This is a genomic window from Pseudomonas sp. GM48, assembly GCF_000282335.1.
Lineage (GTDB): Bacteria > Pseudomonadota > Gammaproteobacteria > Pseudomonadales > Pseudomonadaceae > Aquipseudomonas.
Genome location: NZ_AKJM01000100.1, coordinates 1 through 20,922, shown reverse-complemented (window position 1 = coordinate 20,922; position 20,922 = coordinate 1). Strand labels below are relative to the sequence as shown.

General features: G+C 59.3%; 18 protein-coding genes. 12 read left to right on the top strand and 6 right to left on the bottom strand.

Features of this window, described 5'->3' with window-relative positions; all coding sequences use genetic code 11:
* Positions 1-136: 136 nt before the first annotated feature.
* Positions 137-1,504 carry an NAD(P)-dependent oxidoreductase gene (locus PMI28_RS11505; protein WP_033063430.1) on the top strand — a complete coding sequence of 456 codons (1,368 nt, stop codon included), beginning with the start codon at positions 137-139 and terminating at the stop codon, positions 1,502-1,504.
* Positions 1,505-2,779, top strand: coding sequence for an NAD-dependent dihydropyrimidine dehydrogenase subunit PreA (gene preA, locus PMI28_RS11510; protein ID WP_007988216.1), 1,275 nt, complete (start codon positions 1,505-1,507; stop codon positions 2,777-2,779).
* A 115-nt stretch (positions 2,780-2,894) separates the two neighbouring features.
* Here preA and PMI28_RS11515 read toward each other — a convergent pair whose 3' ends face one another.
* Positions 2,895-3,515 carry a TetR/AcrR family transcriptional regulator gene (locus PMI28_RS11515; RefSeq protein ID WP_007988213.1) on the bottom strand — a complete coding sequence of 207 codons (621 nt, stop codon included), beginning with the start codon at positions 3,513-3,515 and terminating at the stop codon, positions 2,895-2,897.
* 132 nt (positions 3,516-3,647) lie between these two features.
* Between PMI28_RS11515 and copC the strand changes: the two genes are divergently transcribed.
* Together copC and copD are read left to right on the top strand one after the other, a co-directional pair.
* Positions 3,648-4,013, top strand: a complete 366-nt coding sequence (gene copC, locus PMI28_RS11520) for a copper homeostasis periplasmic binding protein CopC (protein WP_007988211.1) — start codon at positions 3,648-3,650, stop codon at positions 4,011-4,013.
* 3 nt (positions 4,014-4,016) lie between these two features.
* The gene (copD, locus tag PMI28_RS11525) at positions 4,017-4,874 is read left to right on the top strand and encodes a copper homeostasis membrane protein CopD (protein ID WP_007988210.1); all 858 of its coding nucleotides are present in this window, start codon (positions 4,017-4,019) and stop codon (positions 4,872-4,874) included.
* 30 nt (positions 4,875-4,904) lie between these two features.
* Here copD and PMI28_RS11530 read toward each other — a convergent pair whose 3' ends face one another.
* Positions 4,905-5,705 (bottom strand): sulfite exporter TauE/SafE family protein, encoded by an 801-nt coding sequence (locus PMI28_RS11530; protein ID WP_007988208.1) that lies wholly within the window; start codon positions 5,703-5,705, stop codon positions 4,905-4,907.
* Positions 5,706-5,867: 162 nt separating this feature from the next.
* On the opposite strand from PMI28_RS11530, the gene PMI28_RS11535 reads away from it, so the two are divergent.
* Together PMI28_RS11535 and PMI28_RS29110 are read left to right on the top strand one after the other, a co-directional pair.
* Positions 5,868-6,731, top strand: a complete 864-nt coding sequence (locus tag PMI28_RS11535; RefSeq protein WP_033063428.1) for an MBL fold metallo-hydrolase — start codon at positions 5,868-5,870, stop codon at positions 6,729-6,731.
* Positions 6,732-7,089: 358 nt separating this feature from the next.
* Entirely contained in the window at positions 7,090-10,101 is a 3,012-nt protein-coding gene (locus PMI28_RS29110; RefSeq protein ID WP_007988203.1) for a fibronectin type III domain-containing protein, read from the top strand.
* Positions 10,102-10,191: 90 nt separating this feature from the next.
* Here PMI28_RS29110 and bkdR read toward each other — a convergent pair whose 3' ends face one another.
* Positions 10,192-10,680, bottom strand: a complete 489-nt coding sequence (gene bkdR / locus PMI28_RS11540; protein WP_007988200.1) for a Bkd operon transcriptional regulator BkdR — start codon at positions 10,678-10,680, stop codon at positions 10,192-10,194.
* A 185-nt stretch (positions 10,681-10,865) separates the two neighbouring features.
* Here bkdR and PMI28_RS11545 point away from each other — a divergent pair, with 185 nt between their 5' ends.
* The 5 genes from PMI28_RS11545 to PMI28_RS11565 all read left to right on the top strand — a co-directional run bounded on the left by PMI28_RS11545 (position 10,866) and on the right by PMI28_RS11565 (position 17,081).
* Entirely contained in the window at positions 10,866-12,101 is a 1,236-nt protein-coding gene (locus PMI28_RS11545; protein ID WP_007988199.1) for a 3-methyl-2-oxobutanoate dehydrogenase (2-methylpropanoyl-transferring) subunit alpha, read from the top strand.
* A 1-nt stretch (position 12,102) separates the two neighbouring features.
* Positions 12,103-13,161 (top strand): alpha-ketoacid dehydrogenase subunit beta, encoded by a 1,059-nt coding sequence (locus PMI28_RS11550; RefSeq protein ID WP_007988197.1) that lies wholly within the window; start codon positions 12,103-12,105, stop codon positions 13,159-13,161.
* Complete coding sequence (locus PMI28_RS11555; RefSeq protein ID WP_007988195.1) at positions 13,162-14,433, top strand: dihydrolipoamide acetyltransferase family protein; 1,272 nt, start codon at positions 13,162-13,164, stop codon at positions 14,431-14,433.
* Between the two features lie 3 nt (positions 14,434-14,436).
* Positions 14,437-15,819 (top strand): dihydrolipoyl dehydrogenase, encoded by a 1,383-nt coding sequence (lpdA, locus tag PMI28_RS11560; protein WP_007988193.1) that lies wholly within the window; start codon positions 14,437-14,439, stop codon positions 15,817-15,819.
* A gap of 242 nt (positions 15,820-16,061) precedes the next feature.
* Positions 16,062-17,081, top strand: a complete 1,020-nt coding sequence (locus tag PMI28_RS11565) for a branched-chain amino acid aminotransferase (RefSeq protein ID WP_007988191.1) — start codon at positions 16,062-16,064, stop codon at positions 17,079-17,081.
* Positions 17,082-17,367: 286 nt separating this feature from the next.
* On the opposite strand, the gene PMI28_RS11570 is transcribed toward PMI28_RS11565, so the two are convergent.
* Positions 17,368-18,141, bottom strand: a complete 774-nt coding sequence (locus PMI28_RS11570; RefSeq protein WP_007988188.1) for an ArsR/SmtB family transcription factor — start codon at positions 18,139-18,141, stop codon at positions 17,368-17,370.
* A 79-nt stretch (positions 18,142-18,220) separates the two neighbouring features.
* Here PMI28_RS11570 and PMI28_RS11575 point away from each other — a divergent pair, with 79 nt between their 5' ends.
* Positions 18,221-19,330 carry a cytochrome P450 gene (locus tag PMI28_RS11575; protein WP_007988186.1) on the top strand — a complete coding sequence of 370 codons (1,110 nt, stop codon included), beginning with the start codon at positions 18,221-18,223 and terminating at the stop codon, positions 19,328-19,330.
* Positions 19,331-19,355: 25 nt separating this feature from the next.
* Here the strand turns inward: PMI28_RS11575 and dmeF are convergent, their stop codons facing one another.
* On the bottom strand, positions 19,356-20,300 hold the full coding sequence (gene dmeF, locus PMI28_RS11580; protein WP_007988184.1) for a CDF family Co(II)/Ni(II) efflux transporter DmeF: 945 nt from the start codon (positions 20,298-20,300) through the stop codon (positions 19,356-19,358).
* Positions 20,301-20,313: 13 nt separating this feature from the next.
* A complete protein-coding gene (locus PMI28_RS11585; RefSeq protein WP_007988182.1) occupies positions 20,314-20,589 on the bottom strand; it encodes a metal/formaldehyde-sensitive transcriptional repressor in 276 nt (91 codons plus the stop codon).
* Between the last annotated feature and the right edge of the window lie 333 nt (positions 20,590-20,922).

Sequence of the window (20,922 nt, the reverse complement as noted above, 5' to 3'; positions counted from 1 at the left end):
TGCGCGAGCAAGCCCGCTCCCACAGGGGAACGCATTCCAAATGTGGGAGCGGGCTTGCTCGCGAAGAGGCCGGTACAGGCAACAAAAAACAATGCCCATCAGAGGCAAAACCTCAAATAACCGTGAGGCCAACACCGTGATCAAGACCCTGGACCACCTCCCGCATCCCCATGAGAATGCGGCCGCCCTCGCCGGCCATTTCACCGATCTGGCGCCGCCGCTCAACGAACGCCAGGCCCACCTCGAAGCCTCGCGCTGTCTATATTGCTACGACGCGCCCTGCGTGAATGCGTGTCCGAGCGAGATCGACATTCCTTCGTTCATCCGCAACATCCAGCAAGACAACGTGCAAGGCGCAGCGCAGAAAATCCTCTCGGCCAACATCCTCGGCGGCAGTTGCGCCAGGGTTTGCCCGACGGAAATTCTTTGCCAGCAAGCCTGCGTGCGCAACAACGCTCACGAATGCGCACCGGTCATGATCGGCCTGTTGCAACGCTATGCCGTGGACAACGCACATTTCAGCACTCACCCGTTCCAGCGTGCTGCCGCCACCGGCAAACGCATCGCCGTGGTCGGCGCGGGCCCGGCCGGTTTGTCCTGCGCCCACCGCAGTGCCATGCACGGGCACGACGTGGTGATCTTCGAGGCGAGGGAAAAAGCTGGCGGCCTCAACGAGTACGGGATCGCCAAATACAAACTGGTGGATGACTATGCGCAAAAGGAGCTTGAGTTCTTGTTGGAGATCGGCGGGATTGAAATCCGCCACGGGCAGAAACTCGGGCAAAACCTGACCCTCAGCGAGCTGCATCAACAGTTCGATGCGGTGTTCCTCGGCCTCGGACTCAACGCCAGCAAGCAACTGGGCCTGGCCCACGAAGACGCGCCCGGCCTGCTCGCCGCCACCGACTACATCCGCGAACTGCGCCAGGCCGATGACTTGTCGCAGTTGCCATTGGCCGATCATTGCATCGTGCTTGGCGCGGGCAACACCGCCATCGACATGGCCGTGCAAATGGCCCGCCTCGGTGCCCACGACGTGAATCTGGTGTACCGGCGCGGTGCCGAAGACATGGGGGCCACCCATCACGAACAGGAGATCGCCAAGGCCAGTCAGGTGCGACTGATGACCTGGGCGCAGCCCGAAGAAGTGCTGCTCGATGACCACGGCCGTGTGCGCGGCATGCGTTTCGCCCGCACCCATCTGGTCGAAGGTCGCCTGCAAACCACCGGCGAAACCTTCGAACTGGCCGCCGACGCGATCTTCAAAGCCATCGGTCAGGCCTTCGACAGCAACGCCCTCGCCGATCCGCTGGCGCGTGAGCTCAAGCGGATCGGGGAGCGCATTGAAGTCGATGAAAAGCTGCGCACCAGCATCCCCGGCGTGTATGCCGGCGGCGACTGCACCAGCCTTGATCAAGACCTCACCGTGCAAGCGGTACAACACGGCAAGCGCGCCGCCGAGGCGATCAACGCTCAACTGATGCTCAACGTGGAGGCTGCGTAAATGGCCGATCTGTCGATTGTCTTCGCCGGCATCAAAGCACCCAATCCATTCTGGCTGGCCTCCGCGCCACCGACCGACAAGGCCTACAATGTGGTCCGCGCCTTCGAGGCCGGCTGGGGCGGCGTGGTCTGGAAAACCCTGGGGGAAGACCCGGCGGCGGTGAACGTGTCGTCGCGCTACTCGGCGCACTTCGGGGCGAACAGGGAGGTGCTTGGTTTTAACAACATCGAGCTGATCACCGACCGCTCGCTGGAGATCAACCTGCGGGAAATCACCCAGGTCAAAAAAGACTGGCCGGACCGTGCGCTGATTGTGTCCTTGATGGTGCCCTGCGTCGAAGAATCCTGGAAACACATCCTGCCACTAGTTGAAGCCACCGGCGCCGACGGCATCGAACTGAACTTCGGTTGCCCCCACGGCATGCCGGAACGCGGCATGGGCGCGGCGGTCGGCCAGGTGCCGGAATACGTGGAACAGGTCACCCGCTGGTGCAAGACCTATTGCTCGCTGCCGGTGATCGTCAAGCTCACGCCGAACATCACCGACATCCGTGTCGCCGCCCGTGCTGCCCACCGTGGCGGTGCCGATGCGGTGTCGTTGATCAACACCATCAACTCGATCACCAGCGTCAACCTCGAACGCATGGTCGCCAACCCCATGGTCGGCAGCCAGAGCACCCACGGCGGTTACTGCGGCTCGGCAGTCAAGCCGATTGCCTTGAACATGGTCGCCGAAATCGCCCGTGATCCGCAGACCCAAGGCCTGCCGATCAGCGGCATCGGCGGCATCGGCAACTGGCGCGACGCCGCGGAATTCATCGCCCTGGGCAGCGGCGCGGTGCAGGTGTGCACGGCGGCGATGCTGCATGGTTTCCGGATTGTCGAAGACATGAAGGACGGTTTGTCACGCTGGATGGACAGTCAGGGCTACGCCAGCGTCGCGGAATTTTCCGGGCGCGCGGTGGGCAACACCACAGACTGGAAGTACCTGGACATCAACTATCAGGTGATCGCGAAAATCGATCAGGAGGCGTGCATCGGTTGTGGTCGTTGCCATATCGCGTGTGAGGACACATCGCACCAGGCGGTGGCCAGCCTCAAGCAAGCGGACGGGACTCACAAGTATCAAGTGATCGATGAGGAGTGCGTGGGCTGCAACCTGTGCCAGATCACCTGCCCGGTGCAGGACTGTATCGAGATGGTGCCGGTGGAGACTGGCAAGCCGTTCCTGGACTGGAATCATGATCCGAGGAATCCGTATCACGTCAGCCCTTGAAATCTGCGGCGCCTGATCTGGCGCCTTCGCGAGCAAGCCCGCTCCCACATTTGAAATGCATTCCAATGTGGGAGCGGGCTTGCTCGCGAAGAGGCCGGCAGCTACAAAACAAATCTCAGGGCTCCAACCCGATCCCCCGCAAAATCACACTGGTCACCGTCTGCACCGCTCGCTCGAACTGCATGTCCGACAGCGGCTGATGGTCGTTGAGAATATTCACCTGGTGATCGAAGTCGGCGTAGTGCTGGGTCGAGGCCCAGATCATATACAGCAGGCTCGAAGGCTCCACCGGCAGGATGCGTTTGTCGTCCACCCACTGGCGGATTTTCGCTTCCTTCATCTTGGCCCAGTCGTACAGGCTCGCGTCCAGCGCTGCGCCGAGGGTCGGTGCACCATGGATGATTTCGTTGGCCCAGACTTTCGAACCATACGGCCGGCTGCGGGAATGGTTCATCTTGGCGCGGATGTAGCTGCTGAGTACCACTCGCGGGTCATCGAACATCTCGAAACACAGCGCGTCCTGCTTCCAGACTTCCAGCAAGTCGAACAGCACGGCGCTGTACAGTTCGGTCTTGGTGCTGAAGTAGTAATGCAGATTGGAACGCGGCAGTTGCACTTCAGCGGCGATGTCGGCCATGGCGGTGCTGCCAAAACCCTTTTCAGCGAAGACCTTTTCCGCCCCCAGCAGAATTTTTTCGACGTTACTGCGACGAATCTCGATCTTGTGATTGCCCATGCCGATCCCCAACAACGTTGACCAAGACTAGCATCCGCTCTGGACCGCGGCGACAGGGGAAAACGAAACTTCGTACAGCCGCTGTCGTAAAGCTAAACTCTGCGCACTTGTAAACGACCTGAGGTGCCCACGATGCTGCTGAAGAAAACCCTGACCATCACCGCCCTGCTCGGCTCGCTGCTCGCCGCGTCTTCGGTGTTTGCCCACGCCCACCTGAAAAGCCAGACACCGGCCGCCAACAGCACCGTCGCCACGGCAACGGAGTTGCGCCTGGAGTTCTCCGAAGGCGTCGAGGCCAGTTTCACCAAAGTCACGCTGACGAAGGATGGCGCACCGGTGGCGGTAAAAGCGCTGACCACCAAAGGCAGCGACAAAAAGACCCTGATCGTCACCCCGGCCGCGCCGTTGACGGCGGGTGCCTACAAAGTCGAATGGCACGCTGTGTCGGTCGACACCCACAAAAGCGAAGGTGCCTACGCCTTCAAGGTTGGCCAGTAATTCATGACGAGCGCCTTGGTGCTGTGCCGCTTCCTGCATTTCATCGTGGTGTTGATGCTGTTCGGGGCCTGGGTGTTCAGGCCTTTGCTTTCGAGTGGCGAAACTGCACTGGATCAGCGGCTGGCACGGACTTCCCGTTGGCTGACCGTGCTGGCGCTGGCCAGCGGCGTGTGCTGGTTGCTGCTGATTACCGCGAGCATGGCCGGGGCCTGGGACGCAGCCTTCGATCCGCCGACCCTGAACCTGGTACTGGGCAGTACCTTTTTCGGTCAGGTCTGGCGCTGGCATTTGCTGATCAACATGGTGTTGCTGGCGTTGCTACTGACGCCCCTGCGCACCAGCCTTGTGCTGCGTCTGATCCTCAGCGGCCTGCTGGTGGCCACGCTGGCCCCGGTCGGCCACGGCGCGATGCTCGATGGCACCGCAGGACATCTGCTGATCCTCAATCAACTCATTCACTTGATCTGCGTGGGTGCCTGGCTCGGCGGCTTGATGCTGCTGGTGATGATTCTGCGAGAGCCCGCGGGGCATTCGATCCGCGTGATGTTGCGGCGCTTCAGTGGCGTCGGTTACGGGTTGGTCGCTGGGTTGCTGATCACGGGCCTGATCAATGTGCGGGTGCTCACCGGGGCATTCTGGCCAACGCCGCTGTTCACCGGCTTCGCCTTGATCCTGTTGATCAAGGCTGTGCTGGTGGCGGCGATGTTGGGCCTGGCGTTGTTCAATCGACTGCGCATCAATGATTGCGAGCAGCGTCTGGCGACGTTGCGGGCCAGCGTGATGCTCGAATGGTTGCTGGGACTTGGCGCGGTAGCGGCGGTTTCATTGCTGGGCACCCTGCCGCCGATGATTTCCAGCTGACAGCCCCATCCCCATCGAGCGCGGCAAGGCTCAGGCACGCACCAGCATGTAAACGGCGACGACCAGGCAGACACTGGCAAACCCGACCTGCAACGCCCGCGCCGGCACCCGGGCGCAGAGCTTGCGGCCGATGATCATGCCGGCGATGCTGGCGCCAATAAAGGTGGCGCCGACACTGTCGATGCGCACGCCGGCATGGAGCGCGCCGATCACGCCGATGGCCGAAATCAGGCAGATCACCATCAGCGAGGTGGCGACGATTCCGCGCATCTGCACATCGGTCAATTGCTTGAAGGCCGGGACGATCAGGAAGCCGCCACCGACACCCAGCAACCCCGACACCACACCGGTCACCGCACCGAGGGCCGCGAGGGTCGCAGTGCATTTGGCGGTCCAGGAAAAGCGTCCGGTCTGTTGATCGAGCATGCAGTTTTTCTGGCCCCAGTTGGCGTGGCCGTGATCGCTGGGCCCCTCATCCTTGCGCTCGCGGCGCAACATCCGCCCGGCCACCATGACCATCAGCAGACTGAACAGGATCATCAGGATTTTTTCCGGCAACTGATGGGCGAAGTAGATACCCACCGGCGAAAATACCGCGCCGAGCGCTGCGATCAACAACGCCGCACGGTAACGCACCAGGCCATGACGCAAACCATCGATGGCGCCGACCGCCGCCGCACTGCCCACCGCAAACAACGCCACCGGAGCGGCCTGAGTCATGCTCCAGCCCAACCCCAACACCAGCGCCGGCACCGCGAGAATTCCGCCACCCGCACCGGTCAGCCCCAACACCAACCCCATCACCACGCCAAACAGACTTGCCAGCAACATAAAACACTCGTGATCCGCGACTGAACTCCGGGAACGCCCGGTATCGATGGATGACAGGATAGAGCCCGCGCAGGATTTTTCATTAACTGAATGCAGGTGAGACTGGTCAGCGCAGGGAAAATGAATCTACCCTCAACGCTTATCCCGAAAGAATTGGCCACCATGCCTGCCCTGATAGAAGCTTTTTTTGACGATGCCTCGTCGACCTACAGTTACGTGATCTACGAAGACGATGGCGGACAATGCGCGATTGTCGACGCGGTGCTTGACTACAATCCCGCTGCCGGCCGCACGGCCACCTCCCAGGCCGACAGGATCATTGCCTTCGTGCGCCAACACCAATTGCACGTGCAATGGCTGCTAGAAACCCATGCCCACGCCGATCATCTGTCCGCCGCGCCTTATCTGCGGCGCGAGCTGGGCGGCAAGATCGCTATCGGTCAGTCAATCTGCAAGGTCCAGGACGTGTTCAAGGCCCTGTTCAACCTTGAGCCGCAGTTTCGCAGCGATGGCTCGCAGTTCGACCACCTGTTCGCCCCGGATGAATCCTTCAGCATCGGCAACCTCAAGGCCACCGCACTGCACGTGCCCGGCCATACTCCGGCGGACATGGCGTACCTGATCGACGGCGATGTGATTCTGGTGGGCGATACGCTGTTCATGCCCGACGTCGGCACTGCGCGCTGCGACTTTCCCGGCGGCAATGCCAACCAGATGTTCGCCTCGATCCACAAACTGCTGGCCTTCCCCGCCAGCGTGCGCCTGTATGTCTGCCACGACTACCCGCCCGAGGGCCGCGAACCGCACTGCGTGACCACCGTCGGTGAACAGCGCAAAGGCAACATCCACGTGCGCGATGGCATCGACGAAAATGCCTTCGTTGAAATGCGCACCAAGCGCGATGCCGGGCTGGGCATGCCGACGCTGTTGCTGCCGGCAATTCAAGTGAATGTACGGGCGGGGAATTTGCCGCCGGCCGAGGACAATGGCGTGACTTACCTGAAAATCCCCCTGAACAAATTCTGACCCCGTAGCAGCTGTCGAGCACCGCGAGGCAGCGTTCGGCGACGAAGTCGTCGCAAAACCTGCACCCGTGCTCGTTCAGGTAAACCGCGTTGGCTGGATGATGACGGCTTCGCCGCCGAACGCTGCCTCGCGGTGCTCGACAGCTGCTACAGGGCCATCGATTCCGATCAATCGAATGTAAAGCGATCCACGTTAACTCACTCATTTTTGAAATGCGCAACGCCGCACAATTCTCGTTTAAAACACGCAGTCGTTCGTCGAGCCTGTTATTTCTGACAGTAGATGAACGTTTTCATTGGGTATCTGATTGCGCCTATCCCCCCAGTTGACCATCGGGGTCAATCAAGGAACTGGCGAAATGAACATACCCTCGAAAACACAGCGCTCACGGCCGTTCAGAAAACTTAATGTCTTTCTGTCCGGTCTTCTCTTCTCGACATTACTCAGTGCCGCGACACCGACGCCAACGCAGAGCACGAGTGAAGTTGACCCCACTCATGTCGAGACGTTGTCGGCTTCAATGACCGGCATTACCAACTTTGATAAACCGTTCAATGAATATACGTGGGTAACTGCCCATAATGCTTATTTGAATGACATGAAGGCTCAGCTTGAGCGTGGAGTTCGCGGCTTTATGCTTGATATTCATTTAGCCAAAAAACCGTATCCCGACCAAACCGACTTCGTGTATCTCTGTCATACAAATGGTGAAAAATGCGATAAAGCTGCCCAGGGAGGGAACGACCCTTTATTCTCAGCAAAAATGAACGAGGTTTTTATACCTTTCCTGAAACAGCACCCCAAAGAAGTCATAACCATATTTCTGGAATCACGCGTTCCCTACAACAACCTTAAAGAAGCCTTCAAGAACATTCCCGGCATAGAAGACTGGGCATTCAACATAAGTGATTTCGACAATTCCAATGGGTGGCCTACGCTACAGCAACTAATTGATAGTGGCCGGAGAATTATCATATTTGGCGACACCGATGAAATATCAAAAGGCTATAATCCGTCAGGAGTATCCGGAACAAAATTCAATGTGCTGCTTGACAATAGATTCGCGAATCAAAACATGTACGGCTTGGGTTCGGTTCTTCTCCATAACTGGTCCTGCGTTACCCGATACGGTCCTACCAAAGAGCATGAAAAATGGATTCCTCCGCAAGAATTCGTGCCTGAACAACCCGCAATACCAGAACGACCATGCACAGCCCCGGGCACACCGATCGGCTGTCCTCTTCCTGCAGAAGAAGCAAAACCGGAAATACCAGCTCGGCCGGGATACTATCAAACGATACCTGCAGACCCCGGAATCCCTTTAATAGACGCTAGTATCAGCGGCCGCCCAAGCTGGAAACGTCTGTTCTTAATGAATCAATTCCATAAAATAGACAAGGCTGAGTTTGATGCGGGAAACAAAGACAACAACCTGACCTATCTCGACCGTCGGGTAGAGCAGTACTGCGCACAGACAGCTGGCGCTCGTTATGTTCCGAACTACATCGCCATTGACTACAATCAGGTCGGTGACGCCTTTCCTTACGCCAAAGCGCTCACCCAAGGTGGATTCTATTTTTACGAAGGTAGTAACGCCGACCCTGCGAGAGATGCGGTATGCGTCTTGCCAACAGGCCAGGACCAGACACTAAAGCTACCCACTCAAGGCTGTGAAAATGACGAAATCCAATCCCTCGCACTTCGTGGCATTGCCAAAGGCACCCGCTTGACCGTTTACGACAATGGCGACGGTAATCAACAGGATGATTACAGCATCATTGATGTAACGCTCGATATACCACTTAACGCTAAATTGGTCATTGGCAGTTTTGAGCAAACCAGCAACTCAAATCTCTGGTATAGCATCCGCCACATTCACAACAATGGCCTGAACGGAAAAATCTCACGCATCAAGATCGAGCAGCACCCCAGCGACTTCACCGACGCGGCTATTGCCCTGCATGAGGGCAGAAATGGCAGTGAAAACATTGTGTGTACGGTTGGGCTCACTTCCGCTACCGCCTTTAATTTCGGCGGTGATTGCGACAATGACGAGGCCAAGTCTGCAACGCTGTTGTCGGCCAAAGCAGGCACCAAAATCACATTGTACGGCCAGTATGATTCCAACTCTTGCAAGCAAGGTTGCTTGACCATTGAGACCAAACGCAGCATTACCTGGCCTATACAAGTGGGAAATCTGGAGAGCAGTTATGAAAACGCCGACGTTAAAGTCACCCGCAGCGGCGGTACCCAGCAACTGGAAGGGAAAGTATCGTCCATCCGGGTCGAGTTCTTGCCGGATACCACACCGCCCGGCAAACCACTGAACCCGGTCATCTCAACCATCACTGGAACTTCTGCGACGCTGAATTGGACGGCAGCTTCCGACAACATCGGTGTCGTGGGTTACAGGGTCTCCCTCAATGGCGCTTCGCCGGTCACTGTCACAAGTACCCAGCACATCTTTAGGGGGTTGGCCGACGGTGTGCAGTACACAGCAGAGATCAGGGCGCTGGATGCTGCCGCAAATATCTCGGCGCCAAGCACGATCACCTTTACTACATTGGATGCAACACCACCGACGCCCCCTACGGAGCTGGAAGTCACCCCTACGGCGGTCAACGGAATGGCAACCGCAAGATGGCAACCCTCCCACGATACTTTTGGCATCGCACGCTATGAGGTCTGGAACAACGACAAACTCATCGCCTACCAGCCCAGCAATCTATGGATATTTACCTTCCTGACACTTGATCGAACCATTCCCAATGTAATTAAAGTTCGGGCGACAGATAAGTCCGGGCTGTTTTCAGAGTTCGCCCAGTACATCCTTGAACCTACAGCAATCGAACCACCGAGCGATCTGCATGTGCAGGATATAAGCAGTACGTCGGCCAAAGTGAAATGGACCAAAATCAGCGAGGCGTCGGGATATAAGTTACAGATCAACTCGAATACGCCAGTCGACGTTTCAGATCCTGCCTACGGCTATCAGATCACCGGGTTGACGCCGGATACCACGCAGACCATAAAAGTGAGTGCCGTTTACGCGTCCGGGACCTCAGAACCGGCGAGTATCGACTTCAAAACGGCGGATGCGCACCTACAAAAACTGCCAAAAAATCTGCGTGTTATCACAAACAAGGCACCAGTACTCACCCTCGGCTGGGATGCGCCCAGTGAAGCTGAGAACCTCACAGGTTACAAAATATCTCAGGGGATTTTTTCGGTTGGCTATGGGCTGAATATTTACCGCCATACAATACTTGCCCAAAAAGGCAATGAGTACACATTCAAACTTTCTGCCGTCTACAGCGATATAGGTGAAACCGAAAAAGATCGGGTCGCCATCACTGTCACCGCTGAATAGTCCAAGACTCCACGCCATACACTTTGTTGCTTACAGTGTATGGCGTGCGAGACTTGTCATTTCCAGGATTCGCCTATCGGCTGCCTCCTCTCAACTCCCCAATGTCAATCCATTCGCCGGCAACGGCAATGCCGTCTTATACCTGACCTGCTTCAACGCAAAGCTCGAACGAATGTTCGCCACCCCCGGCACCTTGGTCAGAAAGTCCATCATGAAACGCTCCAGCGACTGGATGGTCGGCACCAGCACCCGGATCAGGTAGTCCGGATCGCCGGCCATCAGGTAGCACTCCATCACCTCGGGGCGATCGGAAATCGCCTCTTCGAAATGCTGCAACGCCTCCTCCACCTGTTTTTCCAGGCTGACGTGAATGAACACGTTCACATGCAGCCCCAGCAGGTCGGCGTCCAGCAGCGTCACTTGCTCGCGAATCACCCCCAATTCTTCCATGGCCTTGACCCGGTTGAAACACGGCGTCGGCGACAGGTTCACCGAGCGCGCCAGGTCGGCGTTAGTGATGCGTGCATTCTCCTGAAGGCTGTTGAGAATGCCGATGTCAGTACGGTCCAGTTTGCGCATGAGACAAAACCACCAGTTTTTTATGTTTATGCAGATTTTTTATCTGCAAATGATCTTTAGCGCAACGAAACAGAGAGAAATATTCTTCTTGGGCGGGCCTATGATTGTTGTAGGACAAGATTTCATTTACCGAATGAAATCTGTCAGCTCACTACAAGAAATTCACAAGATCGAGCGTAGAAGCCATGACCCAAGCGTACGAACCGCTGCGCCTGCACGTCCCCGAACCCTCGGGCCGCCCAGGGTGCAAAACCGACTTTTCCTACCTGCACCTGACCGATGCCGGCACGGTGCGCAAACCTCCCATCGACGTTGAACCCGCCGACACGGCTGATCTGGCCCGTGGCCTGATCCGCGTGCTCGACGACCAAGGCAATGCCCTCGGCCCCTGGGCTGAAAACGTGCCGGTGGAGATCCTGCGCAAGGGCATGCGTGCCATGCTCAAGACCCGCATCTACGACAACCGCATGGTGGTCGCCCAGCGTCAGAAAAAAATGTCGTTCTACATGCAGAGCCTCGGCGAAGAAGCCATTGGCAGCGCCCAGGCCCTGGCCTTGAACATCGACGACATGTGCTTCCCGACCTACCGCCAGCAAAGCATCCTGATGGCCCGCGACGTACCGCTGGTCGACCTGATCTGCCAGTTGCTGTCCAACGAGCGCGATCCGCTCAAGGGCCGTCAGCTGCCAATCATGTACTCGGTCAAGGACGCCGGTTTCTTCACCATTTCCGGCAACCTCGCCACCCAGTTCATCCAGGGCGTGGGCTGGGGCATGGCCTCGGCAATCAAGGGCGACACCAAAATCGCCTCGGCGTGGATCGGCGACGGTGCCACCGCTGAGTCGGACTTCCACACCGCCCTGACGTTCGCCCACGTGTACCGCGCGCCGGTGATCCTCAACGTGGTCAACAACCAGTGGGCGATCTCCACCTTCCAGGCGATTGCCGGTGGTGAAGCCACCACCTTCGCCGGTCGTGGCGTCGGTTGCGGCATTGCCTCCCTGCGGGTCGATGGCAACGATTTCTACGCGGTCTACGCCGCCTCTGCCTGGGCCGCCGAACGCGCCCGCCGCGGCCTCGGCCCGACCATGATCGAATGGGTCACCTACCGCGCCGGTCCGCACTCAACCTCGGATGATCCGTCGAAATACCGCCCGGCCGATGACTGGAGCCACTTCCCGTTGGGCGATCCGATTGCGCGCCTCAAGCAGCACCTGATCAAGATCGGCCAGTGGTCCGAAGAGGAACACGCCACGGTCAGCGCCGAACTGGAAGCCGAAGTGATCGCCGCACAGAAAGAAGCCGAACAGTACGGCACCCTCGCCGGCGGCCAGATTCCGAGCGCCGCGACCATGTTCGAAGACGTCTACAAAGAGATGCCGGAGCACTTGAAGCGCCAGCGTCAAGAGTTGGGGATCTGACATGAACGATCACAACAACAATATCGAGCTGGAAACCGCCATGACCACGACCACCATGACCATGATCCAGGCCCTGCGCTCGGCCATGGATGTGATGCTTGAACGCGACGACAACGTCGTGGTGTTCGGCCAGGACGTGGGCTACTTCGGCGGCGTGTTCCGCTGCACCGAAGGCCTGCAAGCCAAGTACGGCACCTCCCGTGTGTTCGACGCGCCGATCTCTGAAAGCGGTATCGTCGGCACTGCCGTGGGCATGGGTGCCTACGGTCTGCGCCCGGTGGTGGAGATCCAGTTCGCCGACTACGTCTACCCGGCCTACGATCAGATCATTTCCGAAGCCGCGCGCCTGCGTTATCGCTCGGCTGGCGAATTCACCGCGCCGATGACCCTGCGCATGCCCTGCGGCGGCGGCATCTACGGCGGCCAGACCCACAGCCAGAGCATCGAGGCACTTTTCACTCAGGTATGCGGTCTGCGCACTGTTATGCCGTCCAACCCCTACGACGCCAAAGGCCTGCTGATCGCCTCCATCGAAAATGATGACCCGGTGATCTTCCTGGAGCCAAAACGCTTGTACAACGGCCCTTTCGACGGCCACCACGAACGCCCGGTAACCCCTTGGTCGAAACACCCCGCCGCACAGGTTCCGGACGGTTACTACACCGTACCGCTGGACGTTGCCGCGATCGCCCGTCCGGGCAAGGACGTCACCGTGCTGACCTACGGCACTACCGTATACGTGTCGCAAGTCGCGGCTGAAGAAAGCGGCGTGGATGCCGAAGTCATTGACCTGCGCAGTCTGTGGCCACTGGACCTGGAAACCATCACCAAATCGGTGAAGAAAACCGGGCGTTGCGTGATCGTTCATGAAGCCACCCGCACTTGCGGCTTCGGCGCCGAACTGACGGCGCTGGTGCAGGAGCACTGCTTCCACTACCTGGAAGCGCCGATCGAACGCGTCACCGGTTGGGATACCCCTTACCCGCACGCGCAAGAGTGGGCGTATTTCCCAGGCCCGTCCCGAGTGGGCGCGGCGTTGAAACGGGTCATGGAGGTCTGAATGGGCACGCACGTTATTAAAATGCCGGACATTGGCGAAGGCATTGCAGAAGTTGAATTGTCGGTATGGCACGTCAAGGTCGGCGACATGGTCGTCGAGGATCAAGTGCTGGCCGATGTCATGACAGATAAAGCGATGGTGGATATACCGTCGCCAGTGCATGGCAAGGTGATCGCTCTTGGCGGTCAGCCGGGCGAAGTCATGGCAGTCGGCAGCGTGCTGATCAGCATCGAAGTCGAAGGCGCGGGCAACGTTAAGGAATCGGCGCAACCGGCTCCCGTCAAAGAAGCCCCGGTGGCCGCACCCAAAGTTGAAGCCGTGGTTGAAAGCAAACCGGTCGCTGCTCCGCGTCCGGCTGCCGTGTGCCAAGGCCCGATGGTGGCCCGCGAAGCCGATGAACGCCCGCTGGCCTCCCCGGCCGTGCGCAAGCATGCACTGGACCTCGGCATTCAATTGCGTCTGGTGCGTGGCAGCGGCCCAGCCGGCCGCGTACTGCATGAAGATCTCGAGGCCTATCTGGCCCAGGGTCAGGCGAATGCTTCGGCGCCAGTCGCAGCCGCTTACGCTCAGCGCACTGATGAACAGCAGATTCCGGTGATCGGCATGCGCCGCAAGATTGCCCAGCGCATGCAGGACGCCACCCAGCGCGCCGCCCACTTCAGCTATGTCGAAGAAATCGACGTCACTGCTGTGGAAGAACTGCGCGCGCACCTCAACGAAAAACACGGTGCGACCCGCGGCAAGCTGACGTTGTTGCCATTCCTGGTCCGTGCGCTGGTTGTCGCCCTGCGTGACTTCCCGCAGATCAACGCCCGTTATGACGATGAGGCACAGGTCATCACCCGCCTCGGCGCCGTGCATGTCGGTATTGCCACGCAAGCCGATATTGGCCTGATGGTGCCGGTGGTACGTCACGCCGAAGCCCGCAGCCTGTGGGACAGCGCGGCGGAAATTTCCCGTTTGGCCACCGCTGCACGCAACGGCAAGGCCAGCCGCGATGAACTGTCCGGGTCAAGCATCACCCTGACCAGCCTCGGCGCCTTGGGCGGCATCGTCAGCACGCCGGTGCTGAACCTGCCGGAAGTGGCGATTGTCGGCGTCAACAAGATCGTCGAACGGCCAATGGTGATCAAAGGCCAGATCGTGATCCGCAAGATGATGAACCTCTCCAGCTCCTTCGATCACCGCGTGGTCGACGGCATGGACGCGGCGCTATTCATCCAGGCCGTCCGTCGCTTGCTCGAACAACCCGCTACCTTGTTTGTGGAGTAATTCATGCAAACTCTGAACACCACGCTGCTGATCATCGGCGGCGGCCCTGGCGGCTATGTAACGGCGATCCGTGCCGGCCAACTGGGCATCCCGACCATTCTGGTGGAAGGCCAATCCCTGGGCGGTACCTGCCTGAACATTGGCTGCATTCCGTCCAAGGCACTGATCCATGTCGCCGAGCAATTCCACCAGACGCAACACCACAATCAGCATTCGGCCCTGGGCATTAGCGTTTCGGCGCCAACCCTGGACATCGGCAAGAGCGTGGAATGGAAGGACGGTATCGTCGATCGCCTGACCACCGGCGTCGCGGCGCTGCTGAAAAAGAACAAGGTCCAGGTCGTGCAAGGCTGGGCCAAGGTCATCGACGGCAAAACCGTGGAGGTCGGCGATACGCGCATCCAGTGCGAACACCTGGTGCTGGCCACCGGCTCCAAGAGCGTGAACCTGCCGATGCTGCCGATTGGCGGGCCGATCATTTCATCCACCGAAGCCCTGGCGCCGACTTCGGTACCGAAGCGCTTGATCGTGGTCGGTGGCGGCTACATCGGTCTGGAGCTGGGCATTGCCTATCGCAAGCTCGGCGCCGAGGTCAGCGTGGTGGAAGCGCAGGAACGCATCCTGCCGGCCTACGACGCCGAACTGACCCAGCCTGTGCACGACGAGTTGAAAAAACTCGGCGTGAAGCTTTACTTGAAACACAGCGTGCAAGGCTTTGATTCACAACAAAACACCTTGCAAGTTCTGGATCCGAACGGCGCGATTCTTGACCTGGAAACCGATCAAGTGCTGGTGGCCGTCGGTCGCAAGCCGAACACCCAAGGCTGGAACCTCGAAGCGCTGAACCTGGACATGAACGGTTCGTCGATCAAGATCGACAACCGTTGCCAGACCAGCATGCGCAACGTGTATGCCATCGGCGACCTGAGCGGCGAACCGATGCTCGCGCACCGAGCCATGGCCCAGGGCGAGATGGTTGCCGAACTGATCAGCGGTAAAACCCGCGAGTTCAACCCGACCGCCATCGCCGCCGTGTGCTTCACCGACCCGGAACTGGTGGTGGTCGGCAAGACCCCGGACGAGGCCAAGGCTGCGGGCCTGGACTGTATCGTGTCGAGCTTCCCGTTCGCCGCCAATGGCCGGGCCATGACACTGGAGTCGAAAAGCGGCTTCGTGCGCGTGGTCGCCCGTCGCGACAATCATGTGATTGTCGGCTGGCAGGCGGTGGGCGTCGGTGTATCGGAATTGTCCACGGCGTTTGCGCAAAGCCTGGAAATGGGCGCGCGGCTGGAGGACATCGGCGGCACCATCCATGCGCATCCGACGCTGGGTGAGGCGGTGCAGGAAGCAGCGTTGCGTGCGCTGGGGCATGCGTTGCATCTGTGAGTCAGGGCGATTAATGGTGGCTGTAATGGCCTCTTCGCGAGCAAGCCCGCTCCCACAAGGGAATGCATTCCAAATGTGGGAGCGGGCTTGCTCGCGAATTCTCAAGGTCAATGCGAATTATCTGCCGATCACCCGATAGTCTGGGCTGCGATTTAGCCCAAGAATGAAGTATTGTTGTCCCCATCCAAAAAACGTCAGAAGCCTTGAACCGTTTCGGCGGTTGTTAAGTGATAGAGGGTGTCATGGGTAACGAAAGCATTAATTGGGACAAGCTGGGTTTTGACTACATCAAGACCGACAAGCGCTATCTGTCGTACTGGCGCAATGGCGAGTGGGACAAAGGCACCCTGACCGAAGATAACGTGCTGCACATCAGCGAAGGCTCCACTGCCCTTCACTATGGCCAGCAATGCTTCGAAGGCATGAAGGCCTATCGCTGCAAGGACGGCTCGATCAACCTGTTCCGTCCGGACCAGAACGCCCTGCGCATGCAGCGCAGCTGCGCCCGCCTGCTGATGCCGTTCGTCGAAACCGAGCAATTCATCGAAGCCTGTAAAGAAGTGGTCCGCGCCAACGAGCGTTTCATTCCGCCGTACGGTACTGGCGGCGCGCTGTACCTGCGCCCGTTCGTGATCGGCGTGGGTGACAACATCGGCGTGCGTACCGCTCCCGAGTTCATTTTCTCGATCTTCTGCATCCCGGTTGGTGCCTACTTCAAGGGCGGCCTGACCCCGCACAATTTCCTGATCTCCAGCTACGACCGCGCCGCGCCACAAGGCACCGGTGCCGCCAAGGTCGGTGGCAACTACGCCGCCAGCCTGATGCCGGGCTCCCAGGCCAAGAAGGCGCATTTCGCCGACTGCATCTACCTGGATCCGCTGACCCATACCAAGATCGAGGAAGTCGGTTCGGCCAACTTCTTCGGGATCACCCACGACAACAAGTTCGTGACCCCGAACTCACCATCGGTACTGCCGGGCATCACCCGTCTGTCGCTGATCGAACTGGCCAGGTCCCGCCTGGGTCTGGACGTGGTCGAAGGCGACGTGTTCATCGACAAGCTCGCCGACTTCAAGGAAGCCGGTGCTTGCGGTACTGCGGCGGTGATCACGCCGATTGGCGGCATCAACTACAACGACCACCTGCACGTGTTCCATAGCGAAACCGAAGTCGGCCCGATCACCCAGAAGCTCTACAAAGAGCTGACCGGCGTGCAAACCGGCGACATCGAAGCGCCAGCAGGCTGGATCGTCAAAGTCTGACCTGACGCCAGATACACAAAAGCCCCCCATCGGTCACCCTATGGGGGGCTTTTTTGTCTGGAACCCACCCTTGATAACACCAGGCCCCCTGTGGGAGTGGGCTTGCCCGCGAAGGGGGCGTCAGATTCGACATCATCATTGCCTGACACACCGCTTTCGCGAGCAAGCCCGCTCCCACACTGGTTTTGTGTCGTTCGCAGATCTTATGCACACTGAAAGTCCCTGTGGGAGCGGGCTTGCTCGCGAAGGCAGTATGTCAGTCACCACAGAAACAATCGGAATAATGCTATTGATCGTTAACGGATACACCCGGCGTGGTTGGAGCTGCCGCAATTGGTGATCTTTTGCCGTTGCCTTCAACCAGCAGCGGCAACTCAACCCCGAACCGCCCCGCTATTTCCTTGCGCCCCAACGCTGTCAACGCCAACGCGCGACTGTCCAGATCCTGCGTCACCCACTTGCGCTTGAGCGCCGTTTGCAACAACGCCGCCCCTAGCGATCCACCCAAGTGCGGCCGACGCATGCTCCAGTCCAGGCACGGGCAGGCAAAGCGGCGGCGCAAGGTGCTCAAGTCCTGCACCTCGATCCCAAGCCCTTGAAACATTGCCGAACCACTGTCGCTCAAGCGATAGGCCTGTTCATCGGTTTCCCCAAGCCAGCCCGCTTCGAGCATCCGGTCATGCAACAGCACGGCCAGGGTTCCCGCCATGTGGTCGTAGCAGGTGCGGGCAAATTGCAGGCGATCCGGGGTACGCGACTGGAAGCTCGGCGCGCTGTTCTGGCCGATCACCATCAGTGCTTCCAGGGCCTGGGCCACGCGTTTGTCCGCCAGGCTGTAATAGCGGTGACGTCCCTGAACGTGCAACCGTATCAACGCCAGCTCCTTGAGTTTGGCCAGATGGGCACTGGCGGTCGACGCGCTGACTTCGGCCACAGCCGCCAGTTCGGTGCTGGTGCGAGCGTGACCGTCCATCAGTGAGCAAAGGATTTTCGTCCGTGCAGGCTCCGCGATGGCTGCCGCCACTTGCGAGACACCGATGTCGTGTTGTTCTGCGCTCATATTTCGCTCCCGGACGAATCAACGCTCTTTCGGACTGGAGATAGTAGCAACACTTTCCAACAACAAAAGGCTGTGACCCATGGACCCGATCATCGCTGCGACCCATGCCGATCCCTATCCCTACTACGCACAACTGCGTGCCCAGGGTGGGCTGGTTTTCCATCCCGGGCTGAACATGTGGGTGGCCAGCAGCGCCCAGGCGGTGGCCGCCGTGCTGGCGCATCCCGATTGCCACGTTCGCCCCGCGCAGGAGCCAGTCCCCAAGGCGATTGCCGAGGGCATGGCCGGCCAGGTGTTCGGTCAACTGATGCGCATGAATGATGGTGAGCGCCAGCGTTGTCCACGGGCGGCGATTGCGCCGGGGCTGGAGTTGATCGATGCGCAGGAAGTCGAAGCCCTGGTCAGCGCCCGATTGATGACGGCGGATGCCGCTGGCCTGTACAACGCCATGTTTCGTGGGCCGGTGTGCGTGGTGGCGGCGTTGTTGGGTTTCACCCCGGCTCAGGGTCGCGCCATCAGCGAGCTGACGGCAGATTTCGTGGCCTGCCTGTCGCCCCTGAGTCGTCCGGCGCAACTGACTGCGGCCCATGCCGCCGCCGAACAATTGAGCGGTTACTGTGTCGAGCTTTTGGCCGATTCGGACAACCACAGCCTTCTGCTTGCAGGCATCCGCCAGCGCTTCGCGTCCGGTGCACCGCAAACGCTGATCGCCAACCTGATCGGCCTGTTTTCCCAGACTTTCGAGGCCACTGCCGGTCTGATCGGCAATGCCGTGCTGGCATTGATTCAACACCCGTCGCTGCACAGCGAATCAACCCCTATCGAAGATCTGCTGGCCGAAGCGCAGCGCTTCGACCCGCCAGTACAAAACACCCGCCGCTTCGTCGCCGCCCCTTGCGAGATTGACGGAGTGAGGCTAAATGCCGGAGACGTGATCCTGGTGCTGCTGGCCTCGGCCAATCGCGACCCGCAGCTCAACGACAACCCCGACACCTTCCTGCTCGACCGCCCGAACCGGCGCAGCTTCACCTTCGGTGCGGGGCGCCATCAATGTCCAGGACAATTGCTGGCGTTGAGCATTGCTGGCGCGACGCTCAAGCAGCTCCTGGCAATGGAGCCGGCACTGGACCAACTGAAACGGGAATACCGCCCCTCCACGAATGGACGGATTCCACTGTTCAGTGATTGACCGAAGGTTCAGTCGTGAATGCCGCTCAAGCAGTGCGGTATTCGACGGTCAGGTGAGACAACTCATGAACCGGCGCCAGGCGTTCGCGAATGGTGTCGGCGCTGACATTGGCCGCCGCCACAACGCTGACAATCGCGGCCCGCGCCTGGGGGCCGACCTGCCAGACATGCAGATCGCTGATGCGCACATCGTCCGACGACTCGAGCAGTTCACGAATCTCGTCGGCGACGTGTGTATCCGTGACATCGAGCAACACCGCGGCGCTGTCACGCATCAATCCAACAGCCCATTTCGCGATCACGATGGCGCCGACGATGCCCATCACCGGGTCCAGCCACACCCATCCCAGATAGCGCCCTGCCAGCAACGCGGCAATCGCCAGCACCGAAGTCAAGGCGTCGGCCAACACATGGACATAGGCCGAGCGCAGGTTGTTGTCGTGATGGTGATGATGGCCGTGGTCATGGCAGTGGTCATGGCAGTGGTCATGATCGTGGCCATGATGACCATGGTCGCCCGCCAGCAAAAAGGCACTGGCAATGTTCACCGCCAGCCCCACCACCGCAATCACTGTCGCTTCGGTGAATGCCACTGTGGTTGGCTGAAACAGGCGAAAAACCGATTCCCCGGCTATGCCGATCGCTACCAGCCCCAGCACCATGGCCGAGGCAAAACCGGCGAGATCCCCGACCTTGCCGGTGCCGAAGCTGTAACGCGCGTTGTTGGCATTGCGCCGTGCGAATCCATAGGCCGCCGCAGCGATGCCCAAGGCCCCGGCATGGGTGGCCATGTGAAAACCATCGGCCAGCAACGCCATGGAACCGGTGATGTAACCGGCGGCAATTTCGCCAATCATCATCACAAACGTCAGCGCCACCACCCATAAGGTGCGACGGGCGTTTTCATCATGGGAAGCGCCGAGAAATACATGGTCGTGAGAAAAACGCGAAGCCTGCGGTATCAGTGCCATAGGATTCGGGCCTCTATTTGGCATAACGACGGATGGCCAGCAACAAGTCTTCCACGCCCTGGGCGCGTTCTTCGTCGCTGAGATCTGGATGCGCCACATGCTCGCGGGCGTGGGCGTCGATGAACTGATCCAGCAGGCCATTGACCGCGCCCCGGATAGCGGCCACCAGATGCAGGGTCTTGGCACAATCGGCATCGGATTCAAGCGCTCGCTCCACAGCCTCCACCTGGCCGGCAATCCGCCTCACCCGCTTGATCAAGTCATCTTTGTGTTCGTGAATGTGCGACATACGTATACCCCCTACCCCTATATGACGCCTATGGTCGCTGATAGAGCGGAGGCAAGCAAGGCACAACCAGATGATTGGTTGGTTTGGCGTGAAATCGATTTTCGCCGACCAGTTGCCCGCTAAACGCTTGGGTTCAACACCCCAACTGCCCAATGAAGCAATTTCAGCCACGACACCCTTTGTAGCAGCTGCCGAGCCCGCGAGGCTGCGTTCGGCTGCGAAGCAGTCGCAAAATCAGTAATCGCGGTACGTCAGGCAGGCGCGTCAGCTGGACTCACGACTGCTTCGCAGCCGAACGCAGCCTCGCGGGCTCGGCAGCTGCTACAAAGGGGG

Bases quoted from the DNA above. Each gene is read 5' to 3' on its own strand.
- preA (WP_007988216.1), top strand. From the start codon at position 1,505: ATGGCCGATCTGTCGATTGTCTTCGCCGGCATCAAAGCACCCAATCCA.
- PMI28_RS11515 (WP_007988213.1), bottom strand. From the start codon at position 3,515: ATGGGCAATCACAAGATCGAGATTCGTCGCAGTAACGTCGAAAAAATT.
- copC (WP_007988211.1), top strand. From the start codon at position 3,648: ATGCTGCTGAAGAAAACCCTGACCATCACCGCCCTGCTCGGCTCGCTG.
- copD (WP_007988210.1), top strand. From the start codon at position 4,017: ATGACGAGCGCCTTGGTGCTGTGCCGCTTCCTGCATTTCATCGTGGTG.
- PMI28_RS11530 (WP_007988208.1), bottom strand. From the start codon at position 5,705: ATGTTGCTGGCAAGTCTGTTTGGCGTGGTGATGGGGTTGGTGTTGGGG.
- PMI28_RS11535 (WP_033063428.1), top strand. From the start codon at position 5,868: ATGCCTGCCCTGATAGAAGCTTTTTTTGACGATGCCTCGTCGACCTAC.
- PMI28_RS29110 (WP_007988203.1), top strand. From the start codon at position 7,090: ATGAACATACCCTCGAAAACACAGCGCTCACGGCCGTTCAGAAAACTT.
- bkdR (WP_007988200.1), bottom strand. From the start codon at position 10,680: ATGCGCAAACTGGACCGTACTGACATCGGCATTCTCAACAGCCTTCAG.
- PMI28_RS11545 (WP_007988199.1), top strand. From the start codon at position 10,866: ATGACCCAAGCGTACGAACCGCTGCGCCTGCACGTCCCCGAACCCTCG.
- PMI28_RS11550 (WP_007988197.1), top strand. From the start codon at position 12,103: ATGAACGATCACAACAACAATATCGAGCTGGAAACCGCCATGACCACG.
- PMI28_RS11555 (WP_007988195.1), top strand. From the start codon at position 13,162: ATGGGCACGCACGTTATTAAAATGCCGGACATTGGCGAAGGCATTGCA.
- lpdA (WP_007988193.1), top strand. From the start codon at position 14,437: ATGCAAACTCTGAACACCACGCTGCTGATCATCGGCGGCGGCCCTGGC.
- PMI28_RS11565 (WP_007988191.1), top strand. From the start codon at position 16,062: ATGGGTAACGAAAGCATTAATTGGGACAAGCTGGGTTTTGACTACATC.
- PMI28_RS11570 (WP_007988188.1), bottom strand. From the start codon at position 18,141: ATGAGCGCAGAACAACACGACATCGGTGTCTCGCAAGTGGCGGCAGCC.
- PMI28_RS11575 (WP_007988186.1), top strand. From the start codon at position 18,221: ATGGACCCGATCATCGCTGCGACCCATGCCGATCCCTATCCCTACTAC.
- dmeF (WP_007988184.1), bottom strand. From the start codon at position 20,300: ATGGCACTGATACCGCAGGCTTCGCGTTTTTCTCACGACCATGTATTT.
- PMI28_RS11585 (WP_007988182.1), bottom strand. From the start codon at position 20,589: ATGTCGCACATTCACGAACACAAAGATGACTTGATCAAGCGGGTGAGG.